Raw genomic sequence first — 13,749 nt, forward strand, 5'->3', positions numbered from 1 at the left:
CATGGCGCTTCAATTTGCCCAGGAAGAATATGCAAGCCGTCTCGAGCGGCTGACGGAGAAGATGCGCGAGGAGAAGCTCGATGCCGTGCTGCTCTTCGCCCAGGAAAGCATGTACTGGCTGACGGGCTACGATAGCTTCGGCTACTGCTTCTTCCAGACGCTGGTCGTGAAGAAGGACGGCTCGATGGTCTTGCTGACGCGCTCGGCCGACCTGCGCCAGGCACGCCACACCTCCAATATCGAGCGCATCGAGATCTGGGTGGACCGGGCCAATGCCGACCCGACCCTGGATCTCAAGAACCTCTTGAGCGAACTCGACCTGCTCGGCTGCCGCATCGGCGTCGAATACGATACGCACGGCATGACCGGCCGCGTCGCCCGCCTGCTCGACCGCCAGATCCAGACCTTCGGCGAGATAATCGACGCCTCGTACCTCGTCAGCCGTCTGCGGCTTATCAAGAGCGACGCCGAGATCGCCTATGTCGAGAAGGCGGCAAGCCTGGCCGACGATGCGCTCGCTGCCGCGCTGCCGCTGATCCGTCCCGGCGGCAACGAAGCCGACATCCTCGCCGCGATGCAGGGCAAGATTCTGGCCGGCGGCGGCGACTATCCGGCCAACGAATTCATCATCGGCTCCGGCGCCGACGCGCTGCTCTGCCGCTACAAGTCCGGGCGCCGCGTGCTCGACAGCCAGGACCAACTCACCCTCGAATGGGCCGGCGTCAGCGCCCACTATCATGCGGCGATGATGCGCACCGTCGTCATCGGCGAGCCGACCAACCGTCACCGCGAACTCTACAGCGCCTGCCGCGAAACCATCCAGGCGATCGAGATGGTGCTTCGTCCCGGCAACACCTTCGGCACCGTCTTCGACATGCATGCCAAGATCATGGACGAGCGCGGCCTCGCCCGCCACCGCCTCAACGCCTGCGGCTACTCGCTCGGCGCCCGCTTCTCGCCCTCCTGGATGGAGCACCAGATGTTCCATCTGGGCAACCCGCAGGAGATCGAGCCGAACATGTCGCTGTTCGTGCACATGATCATCATGGATTCCGACAGCGGCACCGCCATGACCCTCGGCCAGACCTATCTCACCACCACGGATACTCCGCGCGCGCTGTCGCGCTATGGCTTGGACTTCATTTCTGCTTAGGGAAATCCGCCTAGACTTGCTTTGAACTGGCAGACGACAGGAGACGTTTCAAAAACTGCCGCGAAGAAAACGGACGGTTTGAACATGCGAAAGCTCACCACGCCTACTGTTGGCCTCGGCCTCCTCGTTGCCCTGGCCGGCTGCAACAGCACCGACATGCTGACGCCGCAGGTCGACGTCGGCGCGGGAACCTTTCGCTCGCCGCCGGTGACGCAATCCGACCTCGACGCCATGTCGGCCCAGACCGCCGTCGCCCCGGTGCAGCGCGAACCCGTCAGCCAGACCACCGCCTACTCTCCTCAGCCGGCCCCTACGAACACGCCGACGGCCTATGCCAGCGGGGATGCGACCTATACCGATCCGGCCGGCACATTCGAGGCCCAGGCGAGCCGGCTTGCCGCCGGTGCAGCACCTGTCCAGAACACGATCCAGAACCAACCGACCCCGGCACAACAGACACCAGTGCAGCAGACGGCAGCCGCTGCCGAAGAGATCCAGAACCAGCCGAGCGTCGCTTCGCTGCCGAAGGCAAGTGCCGCCGCCAGCGGCACGATCCGGTTCCTGCCGATCATCGGCGCGCCGGTCCAGGCGGTCACGCCGCTCTCCAAGCAGCTTGGGGCCGAAGCGCGCGCACACGGCCTGACGATCAAGGGCTCTGGCGATGCCAGCAGCGAACATATCCTCAAGGGCTACTTCTCGACGCTGAAGGACGGCGACAAGACCACGGTCGTCTATGTCTGGGACGTGCTCGACGGCAGCGGAAACCGCCTGCACCGTATCCAGGGACAGGACTCGGTTCCCGGCGGCGGCGCGGACTTGTGGAGCGGCGTGCCGGCGGCAACCATGCAGGGAATCGCGACGAAAACCATCAATGCCTACCTCGAATGGCGGCAATCTCAGGCCGGTTGATGCAAAGTTTTTAGGATATTGGCCTTCGCGGCGCAGCATTCCCCTTGCATTCAAGTTCAGTCTCGCTAAAAAGCGGCCGATCAGCTCTGAACGGCGGCCATCCGCAAAGAATGTCCGCGATTGGAATGGCTCTCGGAATCTGCGCGGAACACACCGCTCCCGGAAAAGTACCGGACGGTGACCGCGCCAGCTCAAGGCGGTCCGTCAATGAAGGTTTTCGCAGGCAATTCGAACCGGCTGCTGGCCGAAGCGATCTGCAACTATCTCAACCTGCCTCTCGGCAAAGCGGCGGTACGCCGGTTCGCCGATCAGGAAATCTTCGTCGAGATCGGCGAAAACGTGCGCGGCGAGGATGTGTTCATCATCCAGTCGACCTCTTTCCCCACCAACGATCACCTGATGGAACTGCTCATCATGATCGACGCGGTGCGCCGCTCTTCCGCTCGCCGCATCACCGCAGTGCTTCCCTATTTCGGCTATGCCCGCCAGGATCGCAAAGCCGGTCCGCGCACGCCGATCTCCGCGAAGCTCGTTGCCAACCTGATCACCGAAGCCGGCGCCGACCGCGTGCTGACCCTTGATCTTCACGCCGGGCAGATCCAGGGCTTCTTCGACATCCCGACCGACAATCTCTATGCGATCCCGATCCTGGCTCGCGACGTCAAGGAAAACTACGACCTCAAGAACGTCATGGTCGTTTCGCCCGACGTCGGCGGCGTGGTGCGTGCCCGCGCACTCGCCAAGCGCCTCGACTGTCTGCTGGCAATCGTCGACAAGCGCCGCGACCGTCCGGGTGAATCGGAAGTCATGAACGTCATCGGCGACGTGAAGGGCAAGGACTGCCTGCTGATCGACGACATCGTCGACTCGGGTGGCACGCTCTGCAACGCGGCCGAAGCGCTCCTAAAGAACGGCGCAACCAGCGTCACGGCCTATATCACCCACGGCGTTCTCTCCGGCGGCGCGGTTGCCCGCGTCACTTCGTCGATGCTGAAGGAACTGGTCATCACCGACTCGATCCAGCCGACCACGGCCGTCCAGTCCGCCCACAACATCCGCGTGATCACCACCGCTGGCCTGCTTGGCGAAGCCATCAGCCGCACCAGCCAGGAAGAGTCGGTTTCGAGCCTCTTCGACTGAGGCCATTCCCAACTCGGCAATTCATGAACGCCGGCGCCATGCGCCGGCGTTTTTCTTTGTGGGATGCGATTACCTGCCCAGCGCCTGCACCAGCGGCTGGTCAACGAGATTGTCGATGAACCAGTTCGGATAAACCGGCGTCGGCACCGTCTCGGCATCGAGCGCCGAGATTTCCGCCTGCGTCAGAACAAGATCGGCCGAACCAAGATTGTCCTTGAGCTGGTGCGGCTTGGAGGCGCCGAGCAGCACGCTCGTCACCGCCTTCTTCGAAAGCAGCCAGGCGATCGCCACCTGTGCCACGCTTGCCCCATGCTGATCGGCGATCGCCCGCATGCGCTCCACCAGCTTGAAGCCCTGTTCCTTGTCGAAGGGCAGGATGTCGAAATCGGAATAGCGGTTGTCGGGGTCGCCGAGATTTTCGCGCGTGTATTTGCCCGAAAGAAAGCCCGAAGCGAGGGGGCTCCAGACAGTCAGCCCCAGCCCGTAGCGCTGCATCATCGGGATGACGTCACGCTCCACGTCGCGGCCGAGCAGCGAATAGTGCATCTGGCCATGGGTGAAGGGAGCGAGGCCGTTGGCCTTCTGGATCTCAAGCGCGGCCGCCACCTTCCAGGCGGACCAGTTGGAAAAGCCAATGTAGCGCACCTTGCCGGAACGCACGACCGCATCGAGCGCGAGAAGCGTTTCCTCGAGCGGCGTGTGCGGATCTTCCTTATGAACGATGTAGGCGTCGATCCAGTCGGTGCCGAGACGCTTCAGGCTCTGATCGACCGACCAGAGGATGTGGCGGCGCGAAAGGCCGGCCTGGCTGAGTGGCGTTCCGGTGCGGAAGCCGACCTTGGTGGCGATCATCACCTCGTCGCGACGGGACTTGAGCGCCTCGCCGAGGATGCGTTCCGACTGCCCGGAGGCATAGGCGTCGGCCGTATCGAAGAAGTTGATGCCGGCATCCAGCGCCTGTCCCACAAGGGCATCGGCCGCTTCGGCATCGGTCTTGTAGACGGCGCCGAGGCTGCGGTCGCCGGCGGTGAAGGTCATGGCGCCGAAAGCAAGGCGCGAGACCACCAGACCGGTGTTTCCAAGCGTCGTGTATTGCATGTCGTTCTCCATTGCTCGAAGGAAGCGGTGTGAGGAGACCATGCCAAAGTTGATTGCCACAAAAAACTACCGTCACCTTGATAGGTTTGGAAGATATGCTTCATTATCGACGGATGGCAAACGACCCTTTCAACGGACTGAGAGAATTTCTGGCGGTTGCCGAGAGCAGCAGCTTCACAGCCGCGGCAGCGACGCTCGGCGTTACGCCCAATGCGGTCAGCCAGACGATCAGGGCGCTCGAAGCCCGTCTCGGCCTCCAGCTCTTCGTGCGCACCACACGGCGCGTCGCCCTCACCGAAGCCGGTAGCGCCTTCTTGAAGCGCGTGCGCCCTGCTGCCTCCGAGATCGCCGATGCCTATGAGTTGCTCGGCGACTTTCGCGACCGGCCCATGGGCAACCTGCGGCTGACCGTGCCGCACATGGCGATCCCGCTGGTGCTGACGCCGCTCCTGCCGCGCTTCCGCCAGGCCTATCCGGACGTTTCCGTGGAAATCTCGATTCGATAACATCCGCTCCAGTTTTCTGCCGCTTATCATTCGCGAAGCATCGGCGCTCGGCACCGCTTCCATCAAACGTGTTTATGGAGACTTTGGCCGCCCTGCGATGGCCATCTGGCAGCCGCTGCTCCATAAATATGCATTCTTGCCGGTTCACGTCGCACCAGCAGCGAAAAGCAAGAACGCCACCGATTTGAAGCTGGCGATCGACGCGATCGATATCCTGCATCGCGGACAAGTCGATGGCTTCTGCATTGCCTCCAGCGACAGCGATTTCACCTCGCTCGCAAGCCGGATCCGGGAGGATGGCCTGTCCGTCTACGGCTTTGGCGAAAAGAAGGCGCCCAAACCCTACGCGAATTCATGCAACCGATTCATTTATTGCGATCTCCTTCTTGTGGAAGGTACAAAAGGCGATTGTAAATCGAGTAAGCCGGCAAAGCTGCCTCTGAAAGAAATCTTGGCGGCAATTGACGACACATTGGGCGACGACGGGTGGGCTCACCTCGGCACAGTCGGTAGCGTACTCAACAAACGAATACCGAATTTCGATCCCCGAAAACACGATTTCAAGAACCTCAAGGCGCTGATTAAGAGCATTTCGTGCCTGGAGCACCGGGAGACCAGCCGCACTTCGTTCCACGTAAGGCGGAAATGAGTTGGTGTTGGCGCGTATGGGAGCGCTATCCACGCACGACGACGCAAGCCTCGCCGCCGCCAAACAGACGCGAACGGGTGAGGAATCGCTTCTCCCGCCCGTTGTCGAGCGAGAACATCCCGCCCCGCCCCGGCACCACGTCGATGATCAGTTGCGTGTGCTTCCAGACCTCGAACTGGCTGGCGCTGATATAGACCGGCACGCCGCCGATCTCGCCGAGCTTCACGTCGTTGTCGCCGACGATGTAATCATCCGCCGGGTAGCACATCGGCGACGAGCCATCGCAGCAGCCGCCGGACTGGTGAAACAGGATATCCGGATGGTCGCGCCGGATTTCGGCAATGAAATCGAGCGCTGCGTCCGTTGCAAGCACGCGCGGTTCGTTGATCCCGATGGTTCCTGTCACCTCGGCGGACATCGCAAGCCTCCCTGCTCCCACTGCGTATCGTTTGATGTTGGTCGGCTGAGGCGCGGGTGGAGAGCACACCTCAGCCGCCGCACGAGCCAGAGGAAAGGTGGAGATTACCTTCCCTCTGGCTTTTGTTGCCCTCCCCGACGGCGGGGAAGGCAGGGTCCGATCAGAAGAAGCCGAGCGCCTTCGGGCTGTAGCTCACCAGCATGTTCTTCGTCTGCTGGTAGTGATCGAGCATCATCTTATGGGTCTCGCGGCCGATGCCGGACTGCTTGTAACCGCCGAAGGCCGCATGCGCTGGATAGGCGTGGTAGCAATTGGTCCAAACGCGGCCGGCCTGGATTTCGCGGCCGAAGCGGTAGCAACGGTTGGCATCACGGCTCCAGACACCGGCACCGAGGCCATAGAGGGTGTCGTTGGCGATCTCCAGCGCTTCTGCCTCGGTCTTGAAGGTGGTGACCGAAACCACGGGCCCGAAGATCTCCTCCTGGAAGACCCGCATTTTGTTGTGCCCGCGGAAAACCGTCGGCTTGACGTAGAAGCCTTCCGACAGTTCGCCTTCGAGCACGTTGCGGCCACCGCCGGTGAGCACTTCGGCGCCTTCTTGGCGGCCGATGTCGATGTAGGAGAGGATCTTTTCGAGCTGTTCGCTCGATGCCTGCGCGCCGATCATCGTGGCGCTGTCGAGCGGATTGCCCTGGCGGATCGCCTCGACGCGTTTCACCGCCCGCTCCATGAAGCGGTCATAGATGCTCTCCTGCACCAGCGCGCGGCTCGGGCAGGTGCAGACCTCGCCCTGGTTCAGCGCGAACATGGCAAAGCCTTCGAGCGCCTTGTCGAAGTAATCGTCATCCTCCGCGAGCACGTCGGCAAAGAAGATGTTCGGCGACTTGCCGCCGAGCTCCAGCGTCACCGGAATAAGGTTCTGGCTGGCATATTGCATGATCAGCCGGCCGGTGGTCGTTTCGCCGGTAAAGGCGATCTTGGCGATGCGCGGGCTGGTAGCGAGCGGCTTGCCGGCTTCAAGACCGAAGCCGTTGACGATGTTGAGCACGCCCGCCGGCAAGAGATCACCGACGAGATCGGCCCAGACGAGGATCGAGGCCGGCGTCTGTTCGGCCGGCTTCAGGACGACGCAATTGCCGGCGGCCAGCGCCGGAGCCAGTTTCCAGGCGGCCATCAGGATCGGGAAATTCCAGGGGATGATCTGGCCGACGACGCCGAGCGGTTCGTGGAAGTGATAGGCGACCGTGTCGTGGTCGATCTCGCCGATCGTGCCTTCCTGGGCACGAATGCAGGCGGCGAAGTAGCGGAAATGGTCGATAGCAAGCGGAATGTCGGCCGCCATGGTCTCGCGGATCGGCTTGCCGTTGTCGAAGGTTTCGGCCCGCGCCAGCAGTTCGAGATTGTCCTCCATGCGGCCCGCGATCTTCATCAGGATGTTGGAGCGCTCGGCGGCAGACGTCCGGCCCCATTTCTCTCGGACGGCGTGGGCGGCGTCGAGCGCCAGCTCGATATCGGCGACGTCCGAGCGCGCCACCTGGCAAAGCACGCCGCCGGTCACCGGCGTCGTGTTGTCGAAATAGCGTCCGGCCACCGGCTCGCGCCATTCGCCGCCGATGAAGTTGCCGTATTTCTGCCTGAACGGGCTTTCGACGATCTTCTGATGCAACATGGTCTTTCCTCCCTGAGAACCAGCAACGGGGCTGTGAGAAGGAAGGTGCGACTGAACGTGCGTCTTCGATAGTGAGGCGCAAGCACCAGCGACGCGATGTGTTTCAGAATTGAGACAGGCGGGCTTGGATACCGTGCTGCAGTGCAGCAAACTGGGCGGCAAGTCTGCGGTTGCTTCAGTCAACGTTTGCCCCTCATCCCCCTGCCGGGACCTTCTCCCCGTCGTCACGGGGAGAAGGGGCAAGCGGCATGCTCCCCATTCCCCCAAGGATCAGGGCCACCACAATCGCAAAGACCGCTCGGGGCCACGTCCCCTCTCCCCGTCTGCGGGGAGAGGGTTAGGGTGAGGGGCAGCCTTCAGATGGGTAGGAAGATCAGTTGACCTGGAGCCGCTTCATCTTGCGGTAAAGGGTGGCGCGGCTGATGCCGAGCAGCTCGGCCGCCATGGAGACGTTGCCGCTGGCACGGGAAAGAACACGCCGGAGCGCCGCGCGCTCCGCATCGGGAAGCTCGGCGGCATCACCTGACGTGTCCTCTCCAAGAAGGTCGGAGGCCGGAACCCCGGCGGCGATGCGCCGGTCGTCGAGGTCGAGCCATTGCCGTGCGGCACGCGTCGCGCCGAGCACGAGGTCGTCGCGGTCGACAGCAAGGAGCGCCGGCCCGGCTCGATCCACTGGCACCAGCACGATGCGCGCACCGGCGAAGGCACGACGGAAGAGGCCGGCCTCGATGCGCGCGGCGGCGTCACGAACCGCCTGCGACAGGATCGACATGGTGATCTCGGAGGCATCGTCACGGCAGGTTGAAATGTCGATGGCCGCCGCCAATCGCCCGCGATGATCGCGGATCGGCGCGGTCGCGCAGCTCAAGCCGATATTGCTGCTCAGGAAATGCTGATCGCGCTGGATGACGACGGCGCGCTCATCGGCGATCGCCGTGCCGATGCCGTTGGTGCCCACATTCGCCTCGCTCCAGACCGTTCCCGACCAGAGCCCGACGCCGCGAAATTCAGCGTCGTCGCCGACCGCTCCGCGCCGCTCGAGCGCCACGCCGTCATTGTCGGTGAGGAGCAGGCAGCAGCCAGCCCTGCCGACGGTCGCAAACAACCGGTCGAGTTCGATGCCGGCCTCCGCCAGCAGCTCACCGGAGCGCTCGCGGACGGAGCGAAACTCGCTGTCCGACAGCCGAAGCGGCGTACGGGCTTCCTCCGGAGCAAGCTTATGCAGGGTCATGCAGCGCCGCCACGACGCGGCCACCGATGAGCTCGCCGCCGCCGAAGACTGGTGCGCGACCCGATAGACAAGTTCCGAATGATCCCTGACGGCAGGCATCGGCTTCCTCCCTGAAAGCGTCGACCGGCGGAAGGCGGATGCGACCGATCTCCCAAACGGCGCACCTGCTTGGGCGGCACTATAGCCAACGATCTCCGCAAAGGTCCAGCCAGACGAAGGTTCGAGGGTCAGCCCCCCTCAGCGAGTTTGATCGGTGCATCACGCGGCCGATATCGACAGCGCGCCCGAATGTGATACGCGAAAGGATCAGATCGCCGCGACTCACCCCCACAACAGCCGGTTGCCGCCATGTTTCGTGACTTCTCGCCCCAGAGCCTCTTCATGGGCCTGCTGATCGCCTTCGTCGGCTTCGCCAGTTCCTTCGCCGTCGTGTTGCACGGCCTGACCGGAGTCGGCGCCAGCGAAGCACAGGCTGCCTCCGGGCTGATGGCGTTGTCGATCTCCATGGGCGTCTGCGCGATTGTCATCAGCGCCATCACGCGGCTGCCGGTCAGCATCGCCTGGTCGACGCCGGGTGCCGCACTGCTCGCGAGCGCGGGCGTCGTCGAAGGCGGCTTCAACGCTGCCGTCGGCGCCTTCCTCGTCTGTGGGCTGCTCGTCGTCGTCGCCGGCCTCTGGAAACCGCTCGGCCGCCTGGTTTCGGGCATTCCTGCCCCGCTCGCCAATGCCATGCTCGCGGGGGTGTTGCTCAGCCTCTGCTTCGCGCCGGTCAAGGCGATCGCCTTCAATCCGCTTCTCGGCTTGCCGATCCTCATCGCCTGGGCGGTCGTCGGCAGCGTCAACAAGCTCTATGCGGTGCCGGCCGCGCTCGTCGCTTTCGTACTCGTCATCGCCTTCGGCGTCGAAGTCCCGGCGGGCGCCTTCTCTACCCTGTCCTCGGCGCTGGTGCCGACCGTCGAGTTCGTGACCCCACAGTTCAATGTCGCAGCCATGGTCAGCATTGCGCTGCCGCTCTTCATCGTCACCATGGCCTCGCAGAACATCCCCGGCATCGCGGTGTTGAAGGTCAACGACTATCACCCCGCCCCCGGGCCGCTGTTTGCGACCACCGGCCTCTTTTCCATGCTGAGCGCGCCGTTCGGCGGCCACGCGGTCAATCTGGCGGCGATCACCGCCGCCATGTGCGCCGGAAGCGATTCCCATCCCGATCGCAACCGACGCTACTGGTCGGCGATCAATGCCGGCGCCTTCTACATTCTCTTCGGGCTGCTTGCCGGCGCCGTCACCACCTTCGTCAGCCTTGCGCCTTCCATCCTGATCGAGGCGGTGGCCGGCCTCGCGCTCGTCGGCGCCTTCGCCAGTTCCGCCATGGCCGCCTTCACCGAGGCAAAGACACGCGAGGCGGCCGCCATCACCTTTCTGGTGACGGCATCGGGCGTCAGTTTCGCCGGTGTTTCCGGGGCCTTCTGGGGTCTGATTGCCGGTGGGCTGATGCTGGCGCTTGCGCGTCTTACCCAGAAAAAGGCCTGAACCCGCGGCAAAGCTTGCATTTCAAGCCGATCTCGTCTATGCACCGCCCCGTCCGCGTAGACACCCTTGGAGGCAACGCGGATGAAGCCCATGTGGCTTCGGTTCATCCGCCATGTCGGATGAGCTCTCCAGATTTAGACATAGAAAGGTCTACCCATGAGCCACGCAACTTACGAGCTCAAGGCCGAGACGCGCGAACGGGTTGGTAAGGGGTCCTCCCGTGAACTTCGTCGCAACGGTCTTATCCCGGCTGTCATCTACGGTGACAAGCAGGCCCCCGTTTCCATCGCACTCTCCACCAAGGAAGTGACGATGAAGATCCACGCCGGCGGTTTCATGACCACCGTCGCGGTCATCGACGTCAACGGCGAAAAGATCCGCGTCCTGCCGAAGGACTACCAGCTGGATCCGGTCCGTGACTTCACCATGCATGTCGACTTCCTGCGCGTCTCCAAGGACAGCCAGGTTACCGTTGAAGTTCCGGTTCACTTCGAAAACGAAGAGAAGTCCCCGGGCCTGAAGGCTGGCGGCGTTCTGAACATCGTTCGCCACGAAGTCGAACTCAACGTTTCGGCCAACGACATTCCGGAATTCCTCAGCGTCGATCTCTCCGGCCTCAAGGTCGGCGATGCCGTTCACATTTCCAACATCAAGCTGCCGAAGGGCGCGACCCCGGTCATCACCGACCGCGACTTCACCATTGCAACGATCGTTGCTCCGGCCGGTGGCGTGAAGGAAGAAGCCGAAGGCGAAGCAGAAGCCTGATTGGCTTTTGGGTGACTGGCGAAAAGCCAGTCCCGCTGCACTTCATCGAAAGCCCGTCCCATTCGTTTGGGGCGGGCTTTTTGCATTGGTCCACCGGCCTGTGGCCACACAGCGCCGGCATCGCATCTCATCATTTATCACGAAGCGATTTCAGCAACATTTAAGGTTTTGATGATGTTCTTCTGTCGGGGAAACTGGGGCTCAGACTGAAGAGAATCCGAATATGAAATGCGTGGCAGCACCTTCCGAGGCGTGCATCCGATGATGCATTCCGTGGAGAACCGATTTATTGCGATTGTCTGTGGCGCAATGCTCGTTTTCATTGCCCCTCTGCTCGTTCTCTTCCTGAGTATCTCCAGCGACCGCATCGCACGCGAGCGGATTCACAACATCGAACTGCTGATGGCCGCAAGCGCCGAGGCGCTGGGCAAACCCATCTGGGACTTCGACAGCGACGGCATAAAGCACATCGCCCGATCGCTGATAAACGGCACCGATATCCTCTCTGTCACCGTCCGCGACCAGACCGGCTCGATCCTCGCCCAGATGCCGCTCGGCGGCGCTGTGCCCGGCACCAAGGACCGCATCCTCAGCCTGCCCATTTCCTATCAGTCCATGGATGGGATGAAGGAGATCGGTCGCATCGAGGTGAGAGTGCCGACGCCCGGCCTTCTGTCGCAATTCAGCAAGGACGAGCTGGCGATCCTCGCCATCCTGCTCTTCGCCGTCGCAATCGTCTTCGCCGCAGCCCTCGTCGGCAATCGCTTCACGGTGATGCGCCCGCTGATGCGCCTGACGGCGGCGATCGAGGCGACGCGCCGGCTCGGCTCACGCCACCGGGTCGACTGGACCTCCGACGACGAAATGGGCGCGCTTGCCGCCAATTTCAACGAGATGCAGGACCGGCTCGAGCGCGAAGAGACCGAACTGAAGAGTGCGCACGAACGCGTCACCGATATCTACAACCTGACGCCCGCCATGCTGTTCTCGCTCGACGTAGACGGACGCCTGCTCGCCGTCAGCGACTACTGGCTGCTGGCGACCGGTTACGATCGGGACGACGTCATCGGCCGCGACTTCGTCGATTTCATCGATCAGCACTGGCACGAAACCTATCGCAGCCATGCCAAAACGATCGCGGTCGGCGACCATGAGATCCGGGAGGTCACCGTTCCTTTCCGCAAGACGGATAGCGAGCTGATGACGGTGCTGATCCAGGAGACGAAGGCGACCGGTGAAGGCAGCCTGTCGCTCTCCGTCATGACCGATGTCACGGCGCTGAAGCAGGCGGAAAGCCGCAACCACACCCAGGCGATCACCGACCACCTCACCGGCCTGCTCAACCGCCAGGGGTTCGAAGGGGCACTCGATGACGCGATCCGGCAGGCCGACGAATGCGGCATGCAGCTTGGCTGCCTGTTCATCGATCTCGACCGCTTCAAGTGGATCAACGACAATTTCGGCCACGCGGCCGGCGACGAAGTATTGCGCCACACGGTCGAGCTCATCCATGACGCGCTGCGCCCCGGCGACATCATGGCCCGCCTCGGCGGCGACGAATTCGCCATCCTGATTTCCGACCGGGATGCGGCTGCGCTCGCAAGCGAGATCGGCGAACGCATCGTTTCGGCCCTGCGCGAGCCGATGCCGATTGCCGGCAACGAACTCCTCGTCAGTGCCAGTGTCGGCATCTCGGTCTACCCGGCCCATGCGGAAAACGCCTCCGACCTCTTGCTCAAGGCGGATATGGCCATGTATGCGCGCAAGCACGATGGCAAGAACGGCCTGCAGCTCTTTGATGCCAGCATGCTCGACGCTTCCCGCGAGCGCCATGAGATCGAACAGTGCATCGAGGCTGGGCTGAAGGACGACCACTTCGAGGCCTGGCTGCAGCCGATCGTCAGCCTTGCCGACGGGCAGATCGCCGGCTTCGAGGCGCTGATGCGCCTCAACCACCCGGAAAAGGGCCTGATGCCGCCCGGCAAGATCATCGGCATTGCCGAGGAAACCGGCACGATCGCCCGCATCGGCGACCACATCCTCGAAAAGGCGATCCGCCATCTGGCTGCGATCTCCGAGCTGGACGGCACGCAGAACACCTATCTGGCCGTCAATTTCTCGCCGCTGCAATTCGAGCTGACGCTGCCGCACAAGCTCGCCGCCCTGCTCCTGAAGCACCATATTTCGCCAAGCCGGATCGTCGTCGAGATCACCGAAGCCGTCCTCATGCTCGACAATCCGGAAGTGCACGCGGTGCTGAAGCAACTCAACGAATTCGGCTGCCGGATCGCGCTCGACGATTTCGGCACCGGCTATTCATCACTGAGCTACCTCAACCGTTTCCCGGTCGATATCGTCAAGGTCGACCAGTCCTTCACCCGTTCGCTGAGTTCCGGCACCGTCGACATCCGCCGCAAGAGCCGCATGCTGATCAAGGGCATCCGCACCATCTCGCACCAGATGGGCTGCACCGTCGTTGCCGAAGGCATCGAGACGAAGGAGCAATGGCAGCTGCTGCGCAAGCTGGGTGTCGATTGCGGCCAGGGCTATCTCTTCAGCCGGCCGATGCAGATCGACAGCATGCTGAAGATGCTGGAAAACGACTCGGAGGCAAAGACGGCGGCGGTGGCAGACAGGCGGGCATGATGTTCGCTGCCAGCGGTCGCGCTCTCCCATGGAGG

12 protein-coding genes are annotated in these 13,749 nt (G+C 62.8%); 8 read left to right on the top strand and 4 right to left on the bottom strand.

What is annotated here, in order from left to right; genetic code table 11:
• Position 1: 1 nt before the first annotated feature.
• The 3 genes from BLU35_RS18255 (at position 2) to BLU35_RS18265 (ending at position 3,202) form a co-directional block, all read left to right on the top strand.
• Positions 2 to 1,153, top strand: coding sequence for a M24 family metallopeptidase (locus BLU35_RS18255; protein ID WP_093233973.1), 1,152 nt, complete (start codon positions 2 to 4; stop codon positions 1,151 to 1,153).
• Positions 1,154 to 1,237: 84 nt separating this feature from the next.
• Positions 1,238 to 2,062: a hypothetical protein gene (locus BLU35_RS18260; RefSeq protein WP_093234027.1), complete on the top strand. Its 825-nt coding sequence runs from the start codon at positions 1,238 to 1,240 to the stop codon at positions 2,060 to 2,062.
• Between the two features lie 207 nt (positions 2,063 to 2,269).
• Positions 2,270 to 3,202 (top strand): ribose-phosphate pyrophosphokinase, encoded by a 933-nt coding sequence (locus BLU35_RS18265; protein ID WP_057253136.1) that lies wholly within the window; start codon positions 2,270 to 2,272, stop codon positions 3,200 to 3,202.
• Between the two features lie 69 nt (positions 3,203 to 3,271).
• Here the strand turns inward: BLU35_RS18265 and BLU35_RS18270 are convergent, their stop codons facing one another.
• A complete protein-coding gene (locus BLU35_RS18270) occupies positions 3,272 to 4,300 on the bottom strand; it encodes an aldo/keto reductase (protein WP_093233974.1) in 1,029 nt (342 codons plus the stop codon).
• 113 nt (positions 4,301 to 4,413) lie between these two features.
• Between BLU35_RS18270 and BLU35_RS18275 the strand changes: the two genes are divergently transcribed.
• Both BLU35_RS18275 and BLU35_RS18280 read left to right on the top strand, forming a co-directional pair.
• Complete coding sequence (locus tag BLU35_RS18275) at positions 4,414 to 4,806, top strand: LysR family transcriptional regulator (protein WP_093233975.1); 393 nt, start codon at positions 4,414 to 4,416, stop codon at positions 4,804 to 4,806.
• Positions 4,807 to 4,834: 28 nt separating this feature from the next.
• Positions 4,835 to 5,455, top strand: a complete 621-nt coding sequence (locus BLU35_RS18280) for an NYN domain-containing protein (RefSeq protein ID WP_286161555.1) — start codon at positions 4,835 to 4,837, stop codon at positions 5,453 to 5,455.
• 25 nt (positions 5,456 to 5,480) lie between these two features.
• Here BLU35_RS18280 and BLU35_RS18285 read toward each other — a convergent pair whose 3' ends face one another.
• The 3 genes from BLU35_RS18285 to BLU35_RS18295 form a co-directional block, all read right to left on the bottom strand.
• On the bottom strand, positions 5,481 to 5,873 hold the full coding sequence (locus tag BLU35_RS18285) for a DUF779 domain-containing protein (protein ID WP_093233977.1): 393 nt from the start codon (positions 5,871 to 5,873) through the stop codon (positions 5,481 to 5,483).
• A 160-nt stretch (positions 5,874 to 6,033) separates the two neighbouring features.
• On the bottom strand, positions 6,034 to 7,542 hold the full coding sequence (adh, locus tag BLU35_RS18290; protein ID WP_057253130.1) for an aldehyde dehydrogenase: 1,509 nt from the start codon (positions 7,540 to 7,542) through the stop codon (positions 6,034 to 6,036).
• 373 nt (positions 7,543 to 7,915) lie between these two features.
• On the bottom strand, positions 7,916 to 8,872 hold the full coding sequence (locus BLU35_RS18295) for a helix-turn-helix domain-containing protein (protein WP_058326546.1): 957 nt from the start codon (positions 8,870 to 8,872) through the stop codon (positions 7,916 to 7,918).
• Between the two features lie 249 nt (positions 8,873 to 9,121).
• Here BLU35_RS18295 and BLU35_RS18300 point away from each other — a divergent pair, with 249 nt between their 5' ends.
• The 3 genes from BLU35_RS18300 (at position 9,122) to BLU35_RS18310 (ending at position 13,714) form a co-directional block, all read left to right on the top strand.
• Positions 9,122 to 10,303 (top strand): benzoate/H(+) symporter BenE family transporter, encoded by a 1,182-nt coding sequence (locus tag BLU35_RS18300; protein WP_057253126.1) that lies wholly within the window; start codon positions 9,122 to 9,124, stop codon positions 10,301 to 10,303.
• Between the two features lie 156 nt (positions 10,304 to 10,459).
• The gene (locus BLU35_RS18305; protein WP_058321130.1) at positions 10,460 to 11,068 is read left to right on the top strand and encodes a 50S ribosomal protein L25/general stress protein Ctc; all 609 of its coding nucleotides are present in this window, start codon (positions 10,460 to 10,462) and stop codon (positions 11,066 to 11,068) included.
• A 261-nt stretch (positions 11,069 to 11,329) separates the two neighbouring features.
• Positions 11,330 to 13,714 (top strand): putative bifunctional diguanylate cyclase/phosphodiesterase, encoded by a 2,385-nt coding sequence (locus BLU35_RS18310; RefSeq protein ID WP_093234028.1) that lies wholly within the window; start codon positions 11,330 to 11,332, stop codon positions 13,712 to 13,714.
• Positions 13,715 to 13,749: the final 35 nt, after the last annotated feature.

This window comes from Sinorhizobium sp. NFACC03 (assembly GCF_900103435.1).
GTDB lineage: Bacteria > Pseudomonadota > Alphaproteobacteria > Rhizobiales > Rhizobiaceae > Ensifer.

Bases quoted from the DNA above. Each gene is read 5' to 3' on its own strand.
- BLU35_RS18255 (WP_093233973.1), top strand. From the start codon at position 2: ATGGCGCTTCAATTTGCCCAGGAAGAATATGCAAGCCGTCTCGAGCGG.
- BLU35_RS18285 (WP_093233977.1), bottom strand. From the start codon at position 5,873: ATGTCCGCCGAGGTGACAGGAACCATCGGGATCAACGAACCGCGCGTG.
- adh (WP_057253130.1), bottom strand. From the start codon at position 7,542: ATGTTGCATCAGAAGATCGTCGAAAGCCCGTTCAGGCAGAAATACGGC.
- BLU35_RS18270 (WP_093233974.1), bottom strand. From the start codon at position 4,300: ATGCAATACACGACGCTTGGAAACACCGGTCTGGTGGTCTCGCGCCTT.
- BLU35_RS18305 (WP_058321130.1), top strand. From the start codon at position 10,460: ATGAGCCACGCAACTTACGAGCTCAAGGCCGAGACGCGCGAACGGGTT.
- BLU35_RS18300 (WP_057253126.1), top strand. From the start codon at position 9,122: ATGTTTCGTGACTTCTCGCCCCAGAGCCTCTTCATGGGCCTGCTGATC.
- BLU35_RS18295 (WP_058326546.1), bottom strand. From the start codon at position 8,872: ATGCCTGCCGTCAGGGATCATTCGGAACTTGTCTATCGGGTCGCGCAC.
- BLU35_RS18265 (WP_057253136.1), top strand. From the start codon at position 2,270: ATGAAGGTTTTCGCAGGCAATTCGAACCGGCTGCTGGCCGAAGCGATC.
- BLU35_RS18275 (WP_093233975.1), top strand. From the start codon at position 4,414: ATGGCAAACGACCCTTTCAACGGACTGAGAGAATTTCTGGCGGTTGCC.
- BLU35_RS18310 (WP_093234028.1), top strand. From the start codon at position 11,330: ATGATGCATTCCGTGGAGAACCGATTTATTGCGATTGTCTGTGGCGCA.
- BLU35_RS18260 (WP_093234027.1), top strand. From the start codon at position 1,238: ATGCGAAAGCTCACCACGCCTACTGTTGGCCTCGGCCTCCTCGTTGCC.